Source organism: Arcicella rosea, from assembly GCF_014204325.1.
In the GTDB taxonomy this organism is placed as follows: Bacteria; Bacteroidota; Bacteroidia; order Cytophagales; family Spirosomataceae; genus Arcicella; species Arcicella rosea_A.
The window spans coordinates 1-21,667 of sequence record NZ_JACHKT010000017.1; the positions used below are offsets into that span (position 1 = coordinate 1).

At 35.6% G+C, this 21,667-nt stretch carries 16 protein-coding genes; 6 read left to right on the top strand and 10 right to left on the bottom strand.

Annotated features, from left to right (window positions below; genetic code table 11):
• Positions 1-292: 292 nt before the first annotated feature.
• Positions 293-1,177, top strand: a complete 885-nt coding sequence (gene lipA, locus HNP25_RS12015) for a lipoyl synthase (RefSeq protein ID WP_184134439.1) — start codon at positions 293-295, stop codon at positions 1,175-1,177.
• Positions 1,178-1,311: 134 nt separating this feature from the next.
• Here the strand turns inward: lipA and HNP25_RS12020 are convergent, their stop codons facing one another.
• On the bottom strand, positions 1,312-2,631 hold the full coding sequence (locus tag HNP25_RS12020; RefSeq protein ID WP_184134441.1) for a RagB/SusD family nutrient uptake outer membrane protein: 1,320 nt from the start codon (positions 2,629-2,631) through the stop codon (positions 1,312-1,314).
• Positions 2,632-2,700: 69 nt separating this feature from the next.
• Positions 2,701-5,715 carry a SusC/RagA family TonB-linked outer membrane protein gene (locus HNP25_RS12025; protein WP_184134442.1) on the bottom strand — a complete coding sequence of 1,005 codons (3,015 nt, stop codon included), beginning with the start codon at positions 5,713-5,715 and terminating at the stop codon, positions 2,701-2,703.
• A gap of 213 nt (positions 5,716-5,928) precedes the next feature.
• Between HNP25_RS12025 and HNP25_RS12030 the strand changes: the two genes are divergently transcribed.
• Both HNP25_RS12030 and aroB read left to right on the top strand, forming a co-directional pair.
• A complete protein-coding gene (locus HNP25_RS12030; RefSeq protein WP_229202848.1) occupies positions 5,929-6,696 on the top strand; it encodes a DeoR/GlpR family DNA-binding transcription regulator in 768 nt (255 codons plus the stop codon).
• 64 nt (positions 6,697-6,760) lie between these two features.
• Positions 6,761-7,822 (top strand): 3-dehydroquinate synthase, encoded by a 1,062-nt coding sequence (gene aroB, locus HNP25_RS12035; protein ID WP_229202849.1) that lies wholly within the window; start codon positions 6,761-6,763, stop codon positions 7,820-7,822.
• 219 nt (positions 7,823-8,041) lie between these two features.
• On the opposite strand, the gene gatC is transcribed toward aroB, so the two are convergent.
• The 4 genes from gatC to HNP25_RS12055 form a co-directional block, all read right to left on the bottom strand.
• Positions 8,042-8,329 carry an Asp-tRNA(Asn)/Glu-tRNA(Gln) amidotransferase subunit GatC gene (gene gatC / locus HNP25_RS12040; protein WP_184134444.1) on the bottom strand — a complete coding sequence of 96 codons (288 nt, stop codon included), beginning with the start codon at positions 8,327-8,329 and terminating at the stop codon, positions 8,042-8,044.
• A 24-nt stretch (positions 8,330-8,353) separates the two neighbouring features.
• On the bottom strand, positions 8,354-8,530 hold the full coding sequence (locus HNP25_RS12045) for a hypothetical protein (protein ID WP_184134445.1): 177 nt from the start codon (positions 8,528-8,530) through the stop codon (positions 8,354-8,356).
• A gap of 84 nt (positions 8,531-8,614) precedes the next feature.
• A complete protein-coding gene (gene gltX, locus HNP25_RS12050) occupies positions 8,615-10,111 on the bottom strand; it encodes a glutamate--tRNA ligase (protein WP_184134447.1) in 1,497 nt (498 codons plus the stop codon).
• A gap of 10 nt (positions 10,112-10,121) precedes the next feature.
• Positions 10,122-10,490 (bottom strand): Rid family detoxifying hydrolase, encoded by a 369-nt coding sequence (locus HNP25_RS12055; protein WP_184134449.1) that lies wholly within the window; start codon positions 10,488-10,490, stop codon positions 10,122-10,124.
• 194 nt (positions 10,491-10,684) lie between these two features.
• On the opposite strand from HNP25_RS12055, the gene HNP25_RS12060 reads away from it, so the two are divergent.
• Positions 10,685-11,749, top strand: a complete 1,065-nt coding sequence (locus tag HNP25_RS12060; protein ID WP_184134451.1) for an aminopeptidase — start codon at positions 10,685-10,687, stop codon at positions 11,747-11,749.
• Between the two features lie 7 nt (positions 11,750-11,756).
• Positions 11,757-12,551, top strand: a complete 795-nt coding sequence (locus tag HNP25_RS12065; protein WP_184134453.1) for a DUF3108 domain-containing protein — start codon at positions 11,757-11,759, stop codon at positions 12,549-12,551.
• A 462-nt stretch (positions 12,552-13,013) separates the two neighbouring features.
• Here HNP25_RS12065 and HNP25_RS12070 read toward each other — a convergent pair whose 3' ends face one another.
• The 4 genes from HNP25_RS12070 to lpxK form a co-directional block, all read right to left on the bottom strand.
• Positions 13,014-15,989, bottom strand: coding sequence for a PD-(D/E)XK nuclease family protein (locus tag HNP25_RS12070; RefSeq protein WP_184134455.1), 2,976 nt, complete (start codon positions 15,987-15,989; stop codon positions 13,014-13,016).
• Between the two features lie 222 nt (positions 15,990-16,211).
• Positions 16,212-16,829: a MiaE family protein gene (locus HNP25_RS12075; protein ID WP_229202850.1), complete on the bottom strand. Its 618-nt coding sequence runs from the start codon at positions 16,827-16,829 to the stop codon at positions 16,212-16,214.
• 175 nt (positions 16,830-17,004) lie between these two features.
• On the bottom strand, positions 17,005-19,020 hold the full coding sequence (locus HNP25_RS12080; protein WP_184134456.1) for a putative porin: 2,016 nt from the start codon (positions 19,018-19,020) through the stop codon (positions 17,005-17,007).
• 113 nt (positions 19,021-19,133) lie between these two features.
• Positions 19,134-20,168, bottom strand: coding sequence for a tetraacyldisaccharide 4'-kinase (gene lpxK / locus HNP25_RS12085; protein ID WP_184134458.1), 1,035 nt, complete (start codon positions 20,166-20,168; stop codon positions 19,134-19,136).
• Between the two features lie 346 nt (positions 20,169-20,514).
• Between lpxK and HNP25_RS12090 the strand changes: the two genes are divergently transcribed.
• Positions 20,515-21,609 (top strand): o-succinylbenzoate synthase, encoded by a 1,095-nt coding sequence (locus HNP25_RS12090; RefSeq protein ID WP_184134460.1) that lies wholly within the window; start codon positions 20,515-20,517, stop codon positions 21,607-21,609.
• The last annotated feature ends 58 nt before the right edge of the window (positions 21,610-21,667 follow it).

Below are 21,667 nucleotides of genomic sequence, written 5' to 3' on the forward strand. Positions count from 1 at the left end.
ATCTAAAATCTTATGTAGTTGTATTTGCATATCTTATATGTTTTGAATACAAAAATATACATTAAAAGTCATCAGCCTAATTTAAGGATTGAGCCAAAATAATTATCAAATAATTGAAAAATCTAGAAAAGAACCGTTTGAAAGATATTTGACTTAAATATTACTCTTGAATTAACTGAATATTCAAAAATAGCGTCAGGAAAATGTAAACCAATTTCATTTTCCTGACGTTTTTATTTTATTAGCATTTAACTTTGTAGCATAATAGTATTGTTCAAGGAATAGACAGACGATGATAGAACTTCCAGTAATAGCTCCAAAAGCAGAGACAGCCTCAAAGCATTCTAAAAAACCAAGTTGGTTAAGAGTAAAATTACCGATTGGTCAAGAATATGCAAGGGTACGTAATATTGTAGATGAATATAAACTACATACCATTTGTCAATCAGGAAATTGCCCAAACATGGGCGAATGTTGGGGAGCTGGTACAGCAACCTTTATGATTTTAGGAAATGTATGTACTCGTTCTTGCTCTTTTTGTGCAGTAGCAACAGGACGCCCGAACGAATATGATGTCGATGAGCCACGCCGTGTAGCTGAAGCAATCAAATTAATGGGCGTAAAACATGCTGTAATTACTTCGGTAAACCGTGATGAATTAAAAGACCGTGGTGCAGAAGTTTGGTATCAAACAGTAATACAAGTAAAGGAAGCGTCACCAACAACAACTATCGAAACGTTAATTCCTGATACAAAAGGGAATTGGGATGCACTTTACAGAATGATTGAAGGTGGACAAGAAGTAGTTTCCCATAATATGGAAACCGTAGAGCGTTTATACAGAAATGTGCGTCCACAAGCAAAATATGCTCGTTCGCTAGAACAAACCAAACGTACCAAAGAATTTGGTAAAAGAACCAAAACAGGTATTATGTTAGGTTTGGGTGAAACACGAGAAGAAGTATTTAAAGCAATGGACGATTTAGTTGAAAATGGCTTAGATGTATTGACTTTAGGACAATACCTTCAACCCACTAAAATGCACCATGAAGTAATAGAATGGGTACATCCTGATACTTTTGCCATGTATAAAGAAGAAGGATTGAAGCGTGGCATACAATATGTAGAATCAGGTGCATTGGTACGTTCAAGCTATCATGCTGAAAGACATATTTAAGAAAAATATTAGTGATTTAATACCAAAAGCCTCAGCAAAACTGAGGCTTTTTTTTATTATTTTCCCCTAAAAACAATAAAGGGCAAGCTTTCGCTTGCCCCATTATTTGGCATATATTAGTTTGATTATGATGATTAAATACTCGGGTCGGCTGGCGTATTTGGATTCGTCAACCTTTCTTGATCTGGGTAAGGATAGAAATTACGAGTACGTTCTACCAAACTTGTTGGTGGTGCTGGTCTTCCAAAACGGCGACTGTCTTCTAAACGCATACCTGTCATAAACAATTCTGCACAGCGTTGTTTGTAAACTTCTACCAGTAAAGCATCTTTTGTCTGACCTCCAGAGTAAGCTCCTAATCCAGCATTCACGCCAAAAGCATCACCTGAAGCTTGTGTTCTTACGGCATTAATATCTGCTAAAGCAGCATTAATATCTGGAGTAGCTTTTCTTAAATTAGCTTCTGCTCTAATTAAACGCATTTCATCTGGCAAATAAACAGGAATCGCACGATCAACAGCGTCGAAGAAACCAACCAATTTCTTTAAGGTCTCACCTCCTACTACTACATTTGGTGTACTTAAATAGAATGTCAAACGCTTGTCGTCACTTTCCACCAAAGTAGTTGGCAAACCAAAATTTTCACGAGGTGCATAATCTTTACTGATTTGCGTGGCTGTGTAAATCGGATTTTGGCTTTGTGAAGAATAAACAAATGATGACTTCTTTGACAAGTCCACTGCAGTAGCGGCTGCAATGGCTGCATCAAAGTTGCCAAGCATCATGTTGTACCTTGCACGATAAGCTTGAATACTATTAATCAGGTCGAAATCTGCACCTGTTACTTTTGTTCTGAATTCTGCTGAAGGAGCTGTCGCCGAAACCATCGCAACGGCTTCATCTAATAATTTTACAGCTAATTTTAAGGCTTCTGTACGGTCTGAATAAACGGCTTGCCCCAATTTATCCGTTTGTAAAGGCATTTTTTCAAAAGAAGTAGCCAAACCACCTAATGCCATTGCTTTAAATAAATTAGCATGAGCAACCACTCCACTTTTCATCGCAGCATCACTTGCTAATGCAGTTGGAGCACTGGCAATAATATCGTCTGCCATACCAATTACTCTGTACATTCTCGACCAAATCCCTAATACGTTTCCATTGAAAGTTGGCAAGGCTGTTCCTCCTGCTTCTATTTCAATGATGTTGGTGAATGTAGTGATTCCTTTTATTTCACGAGTCGTTGTACCTGGTGTTAAAATCAAGGAGCTAATTCCTAAAGTTGAATAATTCTGACGTAAACCTACACTTAAAGTAATGAGTCCATCACGGCTGGTTAAAATCTGAGCGTCAGTAGGCCCATTCGGATTTTTAATATCCAAGCTACAATTAGTCAGCATCAAACTTGAGGCTACTAAAAGGCTGGTTGTTAGTATTTTTATCTTGAATTTCATCGTCTATTCTTTATTAAAAAATGAAGAATCTATTTATAAATATTAAACATCTTTAAATCATTGGATTTTTTAGAAATTAGCCGTTAAGCCAATTGAATATTGACGTGGAATTGGCACCTCCACAAAGTCAAAACCACGAACAGCATTCGACTGACCAGCTGAATTTACTTCTGGATCATAACCACTGTAATTATCGAACGACCATAAATTACGTCCAGCCAATAAAATACGAATGTTTTTCAAGCCCAATGCTTTTGGAGTAGCCATGTAAGAAATAGATAATTCTCTCACTTTCACAAAAGAACCTTTCTCGATATAATTTTCGAAAATACTAAACAAAGCCGCACTTGTTCCTTTTGGTACTTCTCCTTTTAATTCTGCTTCGTAACCAGCCAAACTTCCGTATAAATCACGTTCGCCAACTCTGCGAGTAAAGTTGAAAACATCAAAACCTTGCATTGCATCTAATTGTAAACGGAAAGTAAACTTCTTGTATTCTACTTCATTGATGAATGAATACACAGCAGTTGGGTTTGGATTACCAATTACTTTACTCAAAATTGCTCCGCTTGGTTGTCCTGTTGCATCTCTACCAACTGTGTATTGTCCATTTGCTAGTTGAGTTCCTCTTTCTCGTTGTGGGAAGCCCGTTGGTGTTAATAATAAAGTTCCATCAGGTTTACGAGCAAAAAATGTTGAATAGAAAGCTCCAAGAGAATAACCATTTACTGCGGCAACTTGACTGAAACCTCCAGCAAATGGTAATACTCCGTTCCCCTCTACCCCGTCGATAACATTTTTATTTTGTGTGTAAGTGATAGTTGAAGTCCATTTAACATCTTTATTTTGAACTGGAATTGCTCTAACCATTACTTCAAAACCTTTGTTAGTCATCGTTCCGATGTTCACAAAACGGTTATTGTAGCCTGTAGTTGGTGCCAATGTACGGTTCAAAATCAAATCTTTTACTTCTTTGTTATAGTAAGTAAATTCAACACCGATACGGTCTTTCAATAAACTGAAATCTGTACCGATTTCTAATTCCGTTTGTCTTTCAGGTTTTACAGTGAAGTTTCCTAAAGTCAATGGTGCTAAATAGCCATTCAAACCCGCTGTTGTTACTGGTGAATAATTCGTAAAACGGTCGTAAGCACCGATAGCTGTTAAGTTACCAGCTTGTCCCCAAGCGGCTCTTACTTTAAAGTTTGGCAAAACATCCGCTAAAGTATTTTTCCAGAATTCTTCATTAGAAAGAATATATGAAGCACTTGCTTTTGGATAAAACTGCCAACGATTATCTAAACCATACACCGAAGCAGCATCCCAACGACCAGCACCCGTCAAGTACAATTTACTGGCAATTCCAAAAGTTTGTTGCACAAAAATACCTGCAAAAGCTCTTTCCGAGCGACTTTCACCCGATACAATCAAAGCACCATTATTAACAGTTTCTCCGAAAACACCTAATTGTTGTGCATTGATAGAGGTAGTTTGCGAACGGTCGTATTGAATCGTTCCTCCAACACCTGTTGTAGATTCTATCATCTCACCAATTTTTGTTTGGTAACGAATGTTCAAATCGTTGTTTACTTGTAAAACATTCGCATCTGCACGACGAGACAAACCAGCATCATAACTCGGCGTTGTGTTCACTGGAGGAATATATGCCGTTCCTAACTGAGAGTACGTATCTAAACCAAAAGTATAGTCAATGCCTAAACCTTCAATTGGTGTAAGATTCAATTGAACATCGCCTGTAAAACGAGAAGTACTTTGCTTGAATTTGAAACGGTCGATTGCTTCTAAAGGGTTTGTCCTACGAAGCACTGCTGTTGGAGCCGTAGAAGGATACGCACCAGTCGTTTCGTTTTTAGCAGGATTCACGAAATTGTTCGAGAAAATAAATCCAGTTAAAGCACCATAAGCTTCGTTGATACCACCATTCGGAATTTCGTTTGAACTGCTGTAAGTATAATTTCCCCCGACAGTAATACTTGCCCATTTATTCAAATGTTGTCCGATTCTCATTCTTACGTTTGAACGACCAAAATCTGAACTTTTAATAATTCCTTGATTTTGAAACATCGAGCCAGAGAAGAAATAATTCGAATTTTGATTTCCACCCGAAACCGATAAATATTGTTCATTACCAACTGCCTGACGGAAAATATCTTTTTGGAAATCGTAACGAGTTACGTCCATCTGTGTTTTGTCAGTTAGAGTAGTATTTACAAATGCTTTTCCGTAAGTATTATAAGGTAAAGTTTTGCGTACTTCACTTACTCTGAAAGTAGAAGAAAAACTAACACTTGCCTTTCCGTCTTTCCCTTTTTTCGTGAAAATCTGTACAACACCATTACTTGCTCTTGAACCATAAATAGCGGCTGCCGCTGCTCCTTTGATTACTTCTATTCTTTCAATATCATTTGGATTTAAATCTACCAAACGGTTTTGTGCATAACCACCCAAGTCTAATAATTCACGAGAATCATTATTGACAATTACACCATCTACAATATAAAGTGGGTCTGAAGAACCAACAATCGTACTTGGTCCACGCAAACGAACACTGATACCACCAGCAGGGTTTCCAGAATTTTGCGTAATTTGTGCCCCAGCAATTTTTCCAGATAAAGCTTGGTCGATTGAAGTAGCTGCTGAATATTGTAAATCTGATGCTTTTAATGAAGTAACTGCATTTCCTAATTGTTTTTTGCTCGTTGCTACAGAAGTACCAGTCACGATTACTTCATCTAAACCAAGCGCATCAGTTGGTAATTGTACTGATAAAACAATTGGACTCTCTTTACCAATCATTACTTTTTTAATCACTGAACGAAAACCTACAGAACGAAATTCAAAATCATAACTGCCAGCTTTTACATTAACATTTAAAGTAAATTCACCATTGACATTCGTAGCTGTACCAAGTTGAGTACCTTTTAAGATGACAGAAGCACCGATAAGTGGCTCATTACTCTCATCCAAAACTTTACCCTTTACGACAGTGGATTGTGCCAAAGCGTTCAGAGCGAACAACATGACAAACAGTCCAAGCAAAGTAGATAGGAAATGTTTTTTCATTTGGATTTTTGGGGGTTGAGTGAAAGTTCAAATGCCTTTTTCTGCACTTTTAATTAGCCTTAAAAATGAAAAACAGGCGAATTCATGCAAAAATCAGAATCATATTTAAACAAAAATAATGAATTTATTCAAAAATGTTTATTTTTATCGTAAAATTTCAAGCTATTTCTGCTATTTCCACAAATATTCAATCAAAAACCCGCAAAAAAACGCATGAGTGTTATTGAAAATAAAATATTGCTAAAAAAAGAAAGGCAATTAGAGATTATCCATCAGATTAATCTTCATAATAAAATACTTTCATCCGACCTCAGTCTCATTTTGAATGTTTCGGAAGATACTATTCGCCGTGATTTGAACGAATTGGCGCTGGAGAACAAAATTGTAAAAGTACATGGTGGTGCACTCTCGAAATCTTACAATGTTTCGGCTACCCAAGCGGATACTTATGCTTATGATGAGAAAAAAGTAATTGCCACAAAAATGATTAAACTGATTAAAGATGGCATGACGATTCTGACCAGTGGCGGAACTACGATGCGTGCCATTGCTAATCAGCTTCCTAATAATTTACATGTTACTTTTTTTACGGTAAGTCCTTTAATTTCTTTGGAATTAGCCGAACACCCAAATGTTGAAGTAATATTTTTAGGCGGAAAAATTTCTAATATTTCTAAAATCAGTGTTGGTGGTGAAGTAGTCAGTAAAATCAATGACATTAAAGCCGATTTTTGTGTTTTAGGAATTAATGGTTTCGACCAAGAAGGCATCAGCGATTCTGATTATGAAGTAGTGCAAGTAAAAAAAGCGATGATTAAATCGTCCAGACAAGTGGTAGCCACTACAATTTCTGAAAAATTAAACTCTGATTTACGTTTAAGAGTATGTACTTTGAATGAAATTGATTACTTAATCACAGAGCTTTCGCCAGAAAATGAATTATTAAAACCCTACCAAGGTTTGGTGAAATACATTTTATAAAGCAAAAAAGGTAAGCTTGGATGGAAAATAATTGATTAATTTTGTAGCCCATTCAAAGCTATGGATGAAAAGGAAGTCCAAAACGTTAATCAATCTCAAAATGTCTGTCATTATTTCCAATATTTCTGAAAGTCTCCCAGCATTTCTGGCTGAAAATCAATACACCAAAATTCATGTCATTGTCGATGAAAAAACACAACGCCATTGCTACCCAATCGTAAAACCATTGTTGCCAAAACATCAAGTAACAAAAATAAAGTCGGGTGAAGCTAACAAAAATTTGAGTACTTGTGAAGCAATCTGGGCGGGCTTGACGAACCAATCTTTAGATAGACACAGTTTGGTGATTAATATTGGTGGAGGAGTAATTGGCGATATGGGCGGATTTTGTGCAGCCACTTATAAGCGAGGCATTGATTTTATTCAGATTCCAACGACTTTACTTTCGCAAGTAGATGCCAGCGTTGGCGGAAAATTGGGTATTGATTTTAACGGATTTAAAAATCATATTGGCGTTTTCAAAATCCCAAATGCTGTACTTATCGACCCTGTTTTTTTGAAAACATTGCCTTTTAATGAATTGCGTTCTGGTTTTGCTGAAATTATCAAGCATTGCTTAATTAGAGATGCTGCAAAATGGGAAACGATTAGAAAAATAGATTTTGAAGAACAAAATTTTGCAGATTTGATTGCTCATTCTGTGGCTATTAAAGAAGAAGTTGTTGCCATCGACCCAACAGAAAAAGGGTTAAGAAAAATTTTAAATTTTGGTCATACGATTGGTCATGCGATTGAAACGTTTTATTTGGGTAAACCAAAATTACACTTACTTCATGGTGAAGCCATTGCAGCAGGGATGATTTGTGAAGCTTATATTTCTTTCAAAAGAGGAATACTTGACCAAAAATCATTGGAAAGAATTGAAGAATTTATCTTTGCAGTCTATGGAAAAGCGACGATTAAAGAGACAGAAATTGAGGAAATTATCGCTTTAACAGCCCAAGATAAAAAGAATAAAGGCAAAGAAATTAGATTTTCTTTATTAGAAGGAATCGGGAATTGTATTTATGATGTTTCGGTTTCTGCCAACGAAATGAAAGAATCTTTACTTTATTATATTGGTTAAGTACTTCCGTACAAGTTATCCGTTATCTGAAAACTGTTAATAGTTTGTCTTTCAATAAATTGACAAAAATAAGATGCCTGAAAACTTTTGAAAAAATACTTATCATACAAAAGCCCAAGCTAAACACTTGGGCTTTTGTATGATAGGTTGAGGAGTTTAAAAATTTTTAATAGTACTTATTTAAAACTCCTCACTCACAACTCTCAATTCACAACTCCGTCATTCCATCACTTTCGGAACTCTGAAATATTCTCCATCTTGCTTTGGAGCGTTTTTCAAACCTTGTTCACGGCTAATATTTGGAATCACTTTATCTTCACGCAAAGCATTGATTTCTAAACTCATGTGCGTAAGTGGCTTCACATTTGAAGTGTCAATTTCATCCAATTCCGACATCCAATTCAACACAGATTCTAACGATTCTTTCATTTCCTTTTCTGCCGATTCTGGCATTTCTAAACGAGCCAAATGAGCAATCTTTTGTAATAATTCTTGATCTATATTCATCTTTTGATTGACTGAAAGCAAAGATTATTCTCTTCCTCTCAACTTTTTATCGTCCATGTGTTTATTCAAAAACTCATTGATTTTTTCAATATCAATACTTCTATTAATTTCTCCGAAAGAGTTGATTGAAATATCGAATCCATCAAGTTCATTATGAACTTTTGGAAGTTCTTTTTTAGGAGTTTCTTTTTTCTTTGCCATTTTATGAATTTGAAAATTTGGAAGTTCAAAATTAGTACATTCAACATATTAATTACTCATCACTCACAATTCACAACTCATCACTTACAAAACCGCCAAAGCTTTTTCCAAACGAGTAATCACAGCTTCTTTTCCGATAATTTCCATCGATAACATCAAATCTGGACCAGCTCCTACGCCTGTGGTTGCTACACGCAAAGCTTGCATTACTTTTCCCATTTTAATGCCTAATTTTTGTAACTCATCGTTCAAAACGTGCTTGATTTCGTCAGCTACAAAATTATCTAAGGTTGGCAAAGCATCTTTGAAAGCGGTGATTCCTTTTTTGGCATCGTCATTCCATTTTGAAGTAACAACGGCTTCATCATAAGTAGTGGGTGCTACAAAAAGTGCATCGGCTTCTTTCGTAATTTCTTGTGGGAAAGTTACTCTTTCTTTGAATAAATGTACGATTTTTAGGGCTTTATCTAATTCAAAATCAGGCAAATATGTCGTTGCTAAAGTTTCATCAGAACGTAATTTCAAATATTGCTGATTGAACCATTTTGCTTTATTAATATCGAACTTCGCTCCTGCTTTGTTGATTCTCTCTAAAGTAAAGGCTTCTACTAATTCGTCCATTGAGAATAATTCTTGCTCTGTGCCTGGATTCCAACCTAAAAAGGCTAAGAAATTCACCATCGCATCGTTCAAATATCCTTCTTCTCTGAAACCTTTCGCAATAGAACCGTCTGGATTTTTCCATGCTAAAGGAAAAATTGGAAAACCGCCTGAATCAGCATCACGTTTTGAAAGTTTACCATTTCCTTCTGGTTTCAACAACAAAGGTAAATGGGCAAACTGTGGCATGGTGTCTTCCCAACCGAAAGCACGATACAATAATACGTGTAAAGGTGCTGAAGGCAACCATTCTTCTCCACGAATTACGTGTGAGATTTCCATCAAATGGTCGTCCACTACGTTGGCTAAGTGATAAGTTGGCATTCCGTCCGATTTCATCAATACTTTATCGTCCATTGTTGATGAATGAACATGAACCCAGTCACGGATAATATCTTTGAAACGTACTTCTTCTTTAGCTGGTACTTTCAAACGAATCACGAAAGGTTCGCCTGCGGCAATTTTTGCTTGGGTTTCTTCTTCTGAAATCGTCAAAGAGTTTTTCAAACGACCACGAGTAGCAGCATTATATTGAAAAGCTGAACCCTGACTTTCAAAAGCTTGACGCATGGCATCTAATTCCTCACTTGAATCGAATGCGTAATAAGCTTTTCCAGAATTGATGAGCTGCATGGCATAATCCATATACATCGCCTTGCGTTCCGATTGGCGATAAGGTGCGTGTGGACCACCAACGCCTACGCCTTCATCAATCGTAATACCAATCCATGAAAGGGCTTCGATGATATAATCTTCTGCACCTTCTACAAAACGAGTTTGGTCGGTATCTTCAATACGAAGTAACATTTTACCCCCCAACTTTTTGGCTAATAAATAATTATATAATGCTGTTCTGACACCGCCAATGTGCAAAGCTCCGGTTGGACTTGGTGCAAAACGTACTCTTACTTGATTTGACATTTTTTGAAAATTAAATTACTGCAATACAAGAAATCTCTACATTCACATCTTTTGGCAAACGTGCCACTTCTACCGTTTCACGTGCAGGAGGATTCTCTGAAAAATATTCGCCATAAACAGCGTTGATAGCTGCGAAATTATTCATGTCTTTTACAAAAATTGACGCTTTTACCACGTTCTCAAAAGTCATGTTAGCGGCTTCTAAAATCGCTTTCAAATTTTCCATTACCTGACGAGTTTCATCCTGAATACTTGCTCCAGATTCTGCCAAAGCAAAGGCAATTTGCCCTGAAATGTACAAAGTTCCGTTAGAAAGTACAGCCTGAGAATATGGGCCTATGGCTGCGGGTGCTTTTTCAGTGAAGATGATTTGTTTCATTGTTGATTTGTATCTTTATTGGTTTCCCGAAATTTTGTGCAAGTTACAAAATGATTAGCTGTTTTAAGGTATTTATTACAAGCCAATCAATTTTGTGGAGGGCAAAAGCCCAAATCATGCAAAGTATTTTAATGTTTCTAAAATATTTTCAATAATTTGCGTTTCTTGTTTTTCTGATACAAAACCCAATAAAGATGTTACGCTCTATTCCTCTGAAATATAAAATTGGCTTGTTACTCTTCTTTGCGTTACTTTCTTTTCTTTTCTGGCAAAGATATTGGGTTGAATACCTTTATCAGCAAGCCAAAGGTGGCTTGGATGTGGCTTTCAATACTCGTCCGCTTCAAGAAGTTTTGAAAGACAAAAACGTCCCAGATTCTTTGAAAAAACGTATTTTGTTTATCGGTGAAGTACGTCGCTTTGCGATTGATTCTTTGGGTTTACAGGATAATCCTGACGTTTACCAAACACTTTATGACCAAAACGGAAAACCATTGGTACACTTATTGACGGTAGCAAAACGCTATGAAATGGAAGCCGTCATGTTTGACTTCCCGCTTGTCAGTTATTTTATTGGAAGTTTTACTTACAAAGGTTTTTTCGATTCAACGACAGCATATCAGGAACAAAAAATTTGGCAAGCCAAAGGCTATGATACTGATATGGGCGAAGGCATTGCTTATTCAACACTAGGCTGGTTACCAGAACCAATTTTATCGAACATGTTGTATTACTCAGATGGGAAATTAGCTAACCTGATTATCCACGAAATGACACATGGAACAATTTTTGTAAAAAATAATCATGAGACCAGTGAGAATTTGGCAAATTTCATCGGAGAGTATGGGGCGAAAAGATTCTTGGCTCACAAGTATGGCTCAAATTCCACCCAAATGAATCGCTTTAAAGAAAGTAAAATCTTTAGAGATAAATATGTCAAACATTTGAACAGAGGTACGCTTAAATTAGACAGTTTGTATAAAAGCTTTCTGGGCAAAAAACTTCCTGAGCTACGCAAGGATTCATTGAAGTATGCGTTAATTGAGGAAATTGAACTCAGTAAAGATAGTCTTTACAAAAATCTGGAACATTTACCCAGAACCAAAATAAACCGAAAGGATTTGCCCAACAACGCTTATTTTGTAGGTTTCAAAACTTATCATTCTAAGCAAAACGAGTTCGAAAGTATCTTCCAAAAACAATTCAAAGGGAATTTCGAGCAGTTTTTGAAATTCATGCAAAAAAAGTATAACCAGTAAACCTCTTATGAAAAAAATATTTTTGCTGACAATACTCGTGGTTTCAGCGATGAGTTTTAAATCAAGCATTCAAGAAAGAATCGTTGAACAAAACAGTTTTACCACTGGCGAACACATCGAATATCGTGTACATTACGGTTTCGTTAATGCTGCTGAAGCAATAGTTGATGTGGATGAAAAACTACAAAATGCTAATGGACATCCTTGTTATAAAGTTGGCATTGTAGGCAGAACGGTAGGCGTAACCGATTGGATTAGTAAAGTGCGTGATACTTGGACTTCCTACATTGACGCTTCTCAGATTTTACCTCAACAGTTCTACATGAAAAAACAAGAGGGAAATTATAAAAAAGAGCAAAGAATCATTTTCAATCATAATAATAACACAGCAAAATTATTCGAATTGAATGATGATCAAGAAAAGAAAAGCTACACACTTCCAAAGCATATTCAAGATGTTGTGAGTGGCTATTATTTTATCAGAACGATTGATTTTTCAAAAATGAATATCGGTGAATCTGTGCCAGTTACATTCTTTTTTGAAGGAGAAGTGTATAATATGCGTTTAAAATATCGTGGAAAAGAAACAATTAACACCAAATTTGGTAAAATAAGTACTTTCAAAATCACGCCGCAACTACCTAAAAATAATTTCTTTTCTGATGAAGAGGCTGTAAAAATGTGGGTGACTGACGACGAAAACAAAATTCCTGTACGAGCAGAAGTTTCCCTAAAAATCGGTGCTTTAGCTTTAGATTTAAGAAAATATTCAGGACTAAAACATGAGTTGAAATTTCATTGATTTAAAGCTTTCAGTAATCAGCATTGTTTTGAGACTCACACCAATGAAAATCAGTCATTGAAGTATCGTTTTAATACTCACGCCAATGAAAATCAGTCATTGAAGTATCGTTTTAATACTCACGCCAACGAAAATCAGTCATCGAAGCATCGTTTTGATACTCACACCAATGAAAATCAGTCATCGAAGTAACGTTTTGATACTCACGCCAATAAAAATCAGCCATTGAAGTATTATTTTAATACTCACGCCAACGAAAATCAGTCATTGAAGTATTGTTTTAATACTCACGCCAATGAAAATCAATCATTGAAGTATCGTTTTAATACTCATTGATTCCCTGACTGGTCTTCTTCGTTTGGCGTAGTGTTTCCCTACCTCGTTGTGTACTGCAATCTTACATGGCTAAAATGCAGAGTATTTCAAATTCACAACTCATAATTCAAAACTCAGCACTCATTTCTACCTTCCACAAATCCTTTTATAATCACAGTATTGGCATTTGTCTTGGTCTTTGGTTTTTTCAAAAGGTGTTTCAGGATTGAGTAACTCGCTGACAAATTGTTGTAAGTACTTTTCGGAATCAGCTACAAAATCCATCGCTGTTTCGCCTTCATTAAAGGCAATTTTTTGTTCTAATAAACCTGCGTCAATATTTCTAAATGAATAAATACCTGCACTTACTTCATTATCAATTTCGGGTAATTTCGTTCCTCTGATACTCAAGCCTTTGCTTGAAAGCATTTGTTTCAATACCATGTATTTATACAACCAAAGTTGTCTGAATTTATCTTTATCAGTATCGCCCAAAAGTTTTTCTTCCAAATCTTCTGGCTTCATGCTCAGTTCTTTGGCTTCCACTTTTCCCGTTTTATAATCAATTACTCTGATTTTATTGCCCGAAACTCTATCCAATCGGTCTATTCTCCCTGCAATTTTTACAGGCAATACTTTATCATTTACTTGGGCATTGAACGTTACTTTTAGCGTTTTTTCTACATCCAATAATTCAATCGGGAAAACCTCATTTTCCAATTGGTAATTGATAAATTTCTTGACAATCGTTTCTCCAATTTGATAAAGAATAAAGTTCATACCATCGTCTGCCTTCAAGCCTTGATTGGTTTGTAAAAAGGCTTCTTTTAGATAAGTATCAATGTTTTCGAGTACCGTTTGTAAATCTTCTTTTTCTACTTTACTGCCTTTTTCTACAAAGGTTTTGTCGATATTTTCAAAAGTTTTATGAATCCAATTACCAAAAGTGTCAACGCCGATTTTCTCTTCTACTTCCTCTTCCTGTGCGATTCCTGCAATGCGTGTAAAATAATACTTGAGCGAACAATCCAAAAACTGATTCATCTGAGAAGGAAATATTCCTTTTTCAGTAATTTCTTGTTCAATAAATGCCAAAATATCGGCTGTTTTTTGAATCAACAAAGGTGTTTCTTCTTTATCCTCAGTTTCTTCCAAACCAATAAATTTCACGTTCGGATAAGTAATGTCAAGGTTAGGATTTAGCTTAGACAATTCATGTTCAATCTGCAAAATAAAGCGACTTTTCTCGCCAGCTCCATAAGTATCCGAAGGCAAAACATGCACAAGTACCACTTCTTTAGCTCGCTGCATGAGCCTAAAAAAGTGATAAGCCATCACGGCATCAGCGTGATTGTGGGTAGGTAAATTAAATTGTGGGTCGCTGAGGGCATCAAAAGGAATTAAAGTATTTTGTCTTTTGCCTTGCGGAAGTGTTTTTTCATTGACCGACAAAATGATTACTTTTTCAAAATCAAGGGTACGGGTTTCCAACATTCCCATGATTTGTAAACTTTCATCCGTTTCAGATTCAAAAGGAATTTTGGTTTGTTTAATCAATTCATACAAGAAAGTTTTGAAACTGCGAATACTTACAGTGTCGCCACGTTCATCCAGAATCACTTCCATTCTTTGTAAAATCAAGTAAAATTGATAGAGGTATTCCGTCTCAATAGCATCTTGATTTTCTTTATAAACTTCTCTTAATAAGTCGATTAACTCATAAAAGCATTTGACTGCATTTTTGGGTTTATTATACCAATGTTTAAAAATACTTTCAAAAAGTGGCTCATGTTCGGCAATTTCTAAAAGCTCTTTTGAACTAAGAAAAACACGATTTCTTTCAGTGATTTCACGGAGGGTTTTGCGGATGGGGTTTTCTTGTTCCGCTTTAAACCTTATCAACTCATACCTCCTCAAAAAAGGATGATTCAGTACCCTTACAATTTGGCGATGCGAGAATTTTGGAATTTTTACCGTTCCGCCGTCTTCTGTTTTGAATTCTACTAAATTCTTTTGCAATTCAAAAAGAGCATCAACCAAGGTAAAAAGCATAGAATTTCGCAACGAAAGCCCCATCGTGACGTTAAAATCTTTGACTGATTCATCTAAAGAATTCATCACAGGTACTAATAAATTCTCATCGCCCAAAACAATAGCCGTTTGCGATTTAGGAACTGTTGCGTCTATTTTTGAAGTATTTTCCCAATCCTTAAAAATATGTCCCGCTACTTTCGCTTGTACACTGGCATTGGCTACTCCAATAATCTGAATCTTCTTTTTCCCCTTTAATAATTCATCCGACTGCCATTTCCACTCTTCATTAAAAAGAGGAGTAATACCTTTTTTATCATCGCCATTTTTATAATAACGCAACCAGTTTCCTGCTTTTTGGTCTTTGTTATAGAGATAATAAGCGTCTGAATCCCAAAGGGTTTCGGCAAAATCTTTCCTTTTTAGTAAAGTACGAATGATTTTTTCTTCGGCATCACTCAAGGCATTAAAGCCCACGAAGTAATATTTTGTATGACGCTCTTTGCTTAAAATATATTTTTCGACATTTTCAGCTAATTCTCGATAAGCCATTCCACGGTAATGCAAACCTTTGTCTGCCAAACGCTGACGAAGGTTTTGATAAACCGTAAAAATATTCTCGAAAAGTTTGAAGTAACGGTCGGTGCGGTCGGTTTTAAGGTTTCTATCTCTTTGCGATTCTCCCAATTGCATTTGCCAGCGTTCAATCGCTTTGGCTTCCGACATATAGGCAAACAAAGCTTTGGCATCTACTAAATATTGGTCGATTTTATCAAAATCGTTCAGCAAAGTACTTGCCCAAGTCATAAATCTTTCAAAGACAACGTTAGGGTCAATTTCCTTGAAAACATCGTACAATTCAAACAACAAAGCTACTTGGTCGATTTGACGAACACCAGTCATGGTATTCACAAAATCATCGATTGCCAGTACGTCTGGAGCTAAAAAAGGTTTATCAGAAAGCTTCGCCAAAGCATCTTTGAAGTACAAAACCCCACGTCGAGAAGGAATCACAATACAAACCCGACTAAGCTGATTGAGGGAATGTTGTTTAAAAATATATTCAGCAGATTGGTCGAGGAAAGTTTGCATAGTAGCTTTTAGTTTTAAGCAATGAGATTTGAGCTTTTGGATGTCGGATGTCGGTCTTCGGATGTCGGATTTTGAATTTTGTTTTCTTACTTCTTAAATCGTGGAATCTTCCAGTTACAAAGCCAAAAAATTTCAAACTCAAAATCTCTTTCTTCTTGTATCTTGAATCTTTTATCTTGAAATCCTCAAGTCTTAAAGTCCAGTATCCTAAAGTCCAAAAAATCAATGCACTCTATCTCCTCTCAACTCCAAGTTTTTCATAATATTCGCTTCCATTTCCAGCCATTCATTCCAGCGTTGTTTCACGTAAGTTTCAGGCAAGTACTCTTTCGCAAGGTCAATAAAGTTAACGTAATGTCCCGCTTCTGAAATCATTAATTCATGATAAAATTCTCTTAGGTTTTCATCCGAAATTTCTAAAGAAAGTAACCTGAAACGTTCGCAACTGCGTGCTTCAATGAGGGCATTCATAAATAATCTTTCGCCCAATTGTTCTTCACGAGAACCGCCACGTTTCATTCCTTCATACAATTGATGCACGTACAAATCTTTGCGAGGATTCCCTAAAGCCAAGCCACGTTTATCTAATTCTTTAATCACCATTCTAAAATGAGCCCATTCTTCCGAAACCACAGGCATTAATACTTCTCTGAGTTTTTCTTTTTCAGGAAATTGAATGATTAATGAAATACAAGACGAAGCCGCTTTTTGCTCGCAATAAGCGTGGTCGATTAAGATTTCTTCAATATTTTTTTCAGCGATATTTACCCATCGTGGGTCTGTTGGGAGTTTTAACCCTAACATCGTTTTGGTAGCGTATTGTTTTTGTTCGTTGGTCATGTTTTCAAATTGTGAATTGTGAATGAGTGATTTAGTGATTTTTCAATGTGCGATTTAATGAGTGAGTGATTATAAAATTGATAGTTATTGATTTAGGAGTAAAAAACACAACTCACTAATTCACAATTCACTCACTGATTTAAAATCACTAATTCACTCATTCACAATTCACTAATTAGTCAAAAAGCAACCACTGCAAGCCAAAGCCAAAAGTTCTGCCCATTCCCAGAAACCCTGGTGCAGCATAATAACCATTTCCTAAAATTCCTTGAGCAACGTTGGCAAATTTGAAAAATAAACGCACTCTGTTGATTCGCATATCAGCAAAAGCATCTGCTTGCAAATAGCCATTTATCATCTGTTTATCTTGTAAATGAAATTGCTGAATGGCTGGCATGTAGGCATCGGCATAATAATTTGATTTATAATGAAGCTCCAAACCTGTTTGGATAAAGAGTTTCTTCTTATAGAGTAAGTCGAAAGCTAAACGTGAATTAGCAAATATCTTTGGAATTCTGATTAAATCTGGGCCAGTCGTTGTCGTCAAGTACAGTTGACTAATGGTAGAAAATGCACCTTTTCGAAATTCAAAGCCTAAACCAGCTCTAAAAATCGCAATATCTTCTGTAGCCTGTTTTACGAATGAAAGCGTATCATAATAAATATAACTATTGATTAAATTAATATCTACACTTGGTCGAAGCGTCAATTTCCCAAACTTAGGACTTGCCGAAGCATAAGCATGATAAGTTTGCATATTGTTGCTTATTCCACGGTCGGTTACAAAAGCTGTAGTATTTTTATCCCAACGAAAACCATCATTAAAGGTTACTTGCTGTACCAAAGTAGGCGAAGTGGACATGGCTTTTCCGCCAATAGTTAACCATTTACCTTGAAATTCTACATTCAATTTGAAATCACTTCCCGTTAATAAATATTCCAATTCAGCAAAAGCCCTTGTACTATCTTTGAAGTATTGATTCAACCAAACGCCCAAGAAGTTTTCGTTTCTACTAATGCTATAATTGTACAAAGGATTGGTAAATCCAAAGAAACGCTGACGCAAATGCAAACGATAATTAAAACCCCTGTAAAAGCCTTTGATGCCTGATTTATGTTCAAAAATACTGTACTGACTTTCGTTATAAAGTGAATCTAACTTCATTTTACCCGTTACTGCGGCATTGGTGGTATAACGAGAACCTTTTCCTAAAGTATCGTAAGCGATTGGGTAAAAACCATTCGTCCAATTCGCAATATAATCTGGATCTCTGAATTGCACTTTTCTGGTTTGATAATCAAGTACTTGATACACCTGAAAAGCTTTATAACCAACATATTCGTGATAAAGATGGAGATTGTAAAATTTATCTCTCGTAGCCGCATTATTCAAAATAGCAGTATTATTACCTTGTTGAAGTATCAAATCATAAGTTCTACCTTGTGGTAAAACACCGCCTTCATCGTTTGAATTATGGTCTGATAAATTGGCATAAGCCAAAAGCTGATACTTTCTGTTTTTGGTTTGGTAATTGGTATGAAGCATAAAATCCCAATGACCCAAGGCATTTTTATTGGTCGAAGTAGAACTCGTCACCAATTGTTTGTTGGTCACAATTCTTTGTAAATTGACACTAAAATTCCACAAAGAATCAACATTTCGACTGAATTCAAATTGCAATAAATCTTGTGTATTTCCGCCAGTTACGTAAACCAAATTAGTAAAAGGCGAACGAGTATTGAAGTATCGTACTTGATTGGGCTTGAAAGCATACAACGAATAAGCATCATAGCCAAGCATCGTGCCGATTTGTTCGGGAGCTTGAAAGAAAATTGGACGAATCGCAGTACCAATATTTCCTAAATCTTGATACATATTTCTGTAACGTTGAACAAAATTAAAATTATGTCCTTCGCCAATTGTTGTATCAATTGTATAAAGTTTTTTACGATTATTAAAAACGTCTTCTTCTAAAAAGTACTTGGTAGAAGTTGGGCCATAAATAACTTTTGTTGAGTCATCTACCCCTGCTCTTCCCGTTGGACTTTTTGCTTTTTCGGTTGTTTTTCCTTGTGGAAAATTATTGGTTGACTGTGTTCCCGTACCAAAACCTGAAGTAGAGAACTGAGCCAATAAGACCTCTGAAATAAGAAGCCCAAAAAATGTTAGGATATATCTTTTAAAATTCACGATACAAAATTAAATAAAAAAGGCGAAAGAGGGTCAAGCGGATTTCGCTTGTAATGACTCAAAAAAATATAAAAGTCTTTTATCTACCAATTTAGGCTTTACTTTTTGATGATTTATAGTTTTCCCAATACTAATTCATTAAATACTTGTCCGCTTTGATTCAAAAAGTAAACTTCTATAGGCAAGTAAAACATTGGAATTTCTTTCGATTTTTCACTTTTCAGAAAAATCTGAAATTTCACCATATCTTTTTCTGTCATTAAAATACTTTTTTTTATTGCAGGAATTTTATCAAAAGTATCTAAAATCAAACTAAAATCTTTATCAGTAAAATGATGATGGTCTTTATAAATCAAATGTTGTATTACATTAAAATGTTGTTGACAATAGTTTTCAAAAGGTGCTGGTCTGGCAATGCCCGAAACTAACAATACTGTTTCAGCAAAATCTTTGTTTGTATTTTGACCCATTGCTTGCGGTACTCCATAACGAATTCCAGTAAAAAAAATAGGCGTTTCCGCTGACAAGTATGGCGTAATTTTACTCGCAATTTTTTGTTGTTCAGTTTTTGGCAAATCATCAGGACATTTACTGACGATTAAAATATCTGCTCTTTCAGCACCATGCCTTCTTTCACGAAGTCTGCCAGTAGGGAAAGTGAAATCTTTGTCAATTGGTCGATGAAAATCCATCAAGAGTATGTTCAAAGATGGTTTCACAGCACGATGTTGAAAAGCATCGTCTAAAATAACTAAATCTGTCTTCGGATAAATTGAAAAAATAGTATTCAAAGCCTCCACTCTTTTCTCGCCAACCGAAACATTTATTTCATTTTTATACTTATTATAAAATTGCATAGGTTCGTCTCCTATCGTTTCGGCAGTAGCTTTTTCATCGGCAAGAATAAAACCTTTTGTATTTCGACCATAACCACGGCTTAACGTAAAAATGTTGAAATCCTTTTTGAACAAACGAATTAAGTATTCAACATGTGGACTTTTCCCCGTTCCACCAACGGTTAAATTACCAATATTGATAACTGGTTTTTCAAAAGTACTCACGCTAAAAAACTGATTATCGTAGCAGTAATTTCTAAAATCGGTAACCAAACCATAAAGCCAAGAAAAAGGTAAAAGAAGAAAACGCATATTTTTAACATTAAGAATAAAATGAGCGGTTAGCAAAATATTAGCTATTGTCGGGATTATCGTTTTATTTTTTCTTTAAAATCAAATTCAAAAAATTATTTAATTTTTAGTTTTCATAAAAAATAAAAATTTTACAATGCAAAATTCATAAAGAGTTCTGACTTTTTACTAATTTCAACTCCCTTTTAAGATACTTTAACGGAGTACTTGTCTCACAGAAGATCTTTCCAGAACCATTAATACACAGAAAATCAGACGATTAATATAAAATAATTGCTGAAATTTATTTATTTCGGCACAAATTTTATTGCATAAATTCTTTTAAAAAAATTGGGCTTACCAGAAAATGAGTCTTAAAGCTGTCTTTGCAAAATATACGCTAGATTTTAAATTCGAGGCAGGAACGTCTCGGGGTGTGTTGACGCACAAAGATAGTTACTTCATTAAGATTTTTGACTCTGACAATCCTACGGTATTCGGTTTGGGTGAATGTGCACCATTGAAAGGACTCAGTATCGACGACCGCCCAGATTTTGAATTACAGCTTTTAGGTATCTGCGAGAACTTCAATACCCTAGAATTAGAAGTTTATCCTTGGAATCTCAACATCATTCTTGAACAAGTATTAGAAAAATCTTTTCCATCTGTCGTCTTCGGTTTTGAAACCGCCATGCTTGATTTAATGAATGGTGGAAAACGAAGGGTTTTCAATAATGGTTTTGCCAAAGCTGAACGCCAAATTGACATCAATGGCTTAGTTTGGATGGGAAATAAAGATTTTATGCTTCGCCAAATGGACCAAAAATTAGAAGCGGGTTATCATACCATCAAAATAAAAGTGGGGGCAATTGATTTTGATAAAGAATGTGAATTATTAGAATATATCCGAAAACGCTACACGCCCGAACAAATTACGTTAAGAGTAGATGCCAACGGAGCTTTTTCGATTGATGAAGTATTACCTAAACTTCAACGACTTGCTCAATATCAATTACATTCAATTGAACAGCCCATTCGCCAAGGAAATGAGGATTTGATGGCGGAACTTTGTAAGGTTACGCCTATCCCAATTGCTTTGGATGAAGAACTCATTGGCGTTCGTGAATATACAGAAAAATATAAATTGCTAAAAAAAATAATGCCTCAGTACATTATTTTGAAACCTACTTTAGTTGGCGGTTTCCAACAATGTAGAGAATGGATTGAAAATGCCAATCGTTTAAAAATTGGTTGGTGGCTTACTTCAGCCTTAGAATCGAATGTTGGGTTGAATGCTATCACCCAATTTACCGCAGAATTCAACAATCCATTGCCTCAAGGACTAGGAACTGGGCAACTTTATCATAATAATATTGCTTCTCCATTAGAAATTAGCAATGGGAAAATTTTACATAATCCACAACAAGCTTGGGATTTAGCTCCATTAAGCTTCTTAATTTAGGATTTTGTAAAGATAAATTTTTGTCGATAAATTTGAGATTCAACGCAGGACTTTGCAA

Bases quoted from the DNA above. Each gene is read 5' to 3' on its own strand.
- HNP25_RS12030 (WP_229202848.1), top strand. From the start codon at position 5,929: ATGAGTGTTATTGAAAATAAAATATTGCTAAAAAAAGAAAGGCAATTA.
- HNP25_RS12075 (WP_229202850.1), bottom strand. From the start codon at position 16,829: ATGACCAACGAACAAAAACAATACGCTACCAAAACGATGTTAGGGTTA.
- HNP25_RS12020 (WP_184134441.1), bottom strand. From the start codon at position 2,631: ATGAAATTCAAGATAAAAATACTAACAACCAGCCTTTTAGTAGCCTCA.
- aroB (WP_229202849.1), top strand. From the start codon at position 6,761: ATGAAAAGGAAGTCCAAAACGTTAATCAATCTCAAAATGTCTGTCATT.
- HNP25_RS12045 (WP_184134445.1), bottom strand. From the start codon at position 8,530: ATGGCAAAGAAAAAAGAAACTCCTAAAAAAGAACTTCCAAAAGTTCAT.
- HNP25_RS12025 (WP_184134442.1), bottom strand. From the start codon at position 5,715: ATGAAAAAACATTTCCTATCTACTTTGCTTGGACTGTTTGTCATGTTG.
- HNP25_RS12055 (WP_184134449.1), bottom strand. From the start codon at position 10,490: ATGAAACAAATCATCTTCACTGAAAAAGCACCCGCAGCCATAGGCCCA.
- HNP25_RS12090 (WP_184134460.1), top strand. From the start codon at position 20,515: ATGAGTCTTAAAGCTGTCTTTGCAAAATATACGCTAGATTTTAAATTC.
- HNP25_RS12065 (WP_184134453.1), top strand. From the start codon at position 11,757: ATGAAAAAAATATTTTTGCTGACAATACTCGTGGTTTCAGCGATGAGT.
- HNP25_RS12070 (WP_184134455.1), bottom strand. From the start codon at position 15,989: ATGCAAACTTTCCTCGACCAATCTGCTGAATATATTTTTAAACAACAT.
- gatC (WP_184134444.1), bottom strand. From the start codon at position 8,329: ATGAATATAGATCAAGAATTATTACAAAAGATTGCTCATTTGGCTCGT.
- gltX (WP_184134447.1), bottom strand. From the start codon at position 10,111: ATGTCAAATCAAGTAAGAGTACGTTTTGCACCAAGTCCAACCGGAGCT.
- HNP25_RS12060 (WP_184134451.1), top strand. From the start codon at position 10,685: ATGTTACGCTCTATTCCTCTGAAATATAAAATTGGCTTGTTACTCTTC.
- lipA (WP_184134439.1), top strand. From the start codon at position 293: ATGATAGAACTTCCAGTAATAGCTCCAAAAGCAGAGACAGCCTCAAAG.
- lpxK (WP_184134458.1), bottom strand. From the start codon at position 20,168: ATGCGTTTTCTTCTTTTACCTTTTTCTTGGCTTTATGGTTTGGTTACC.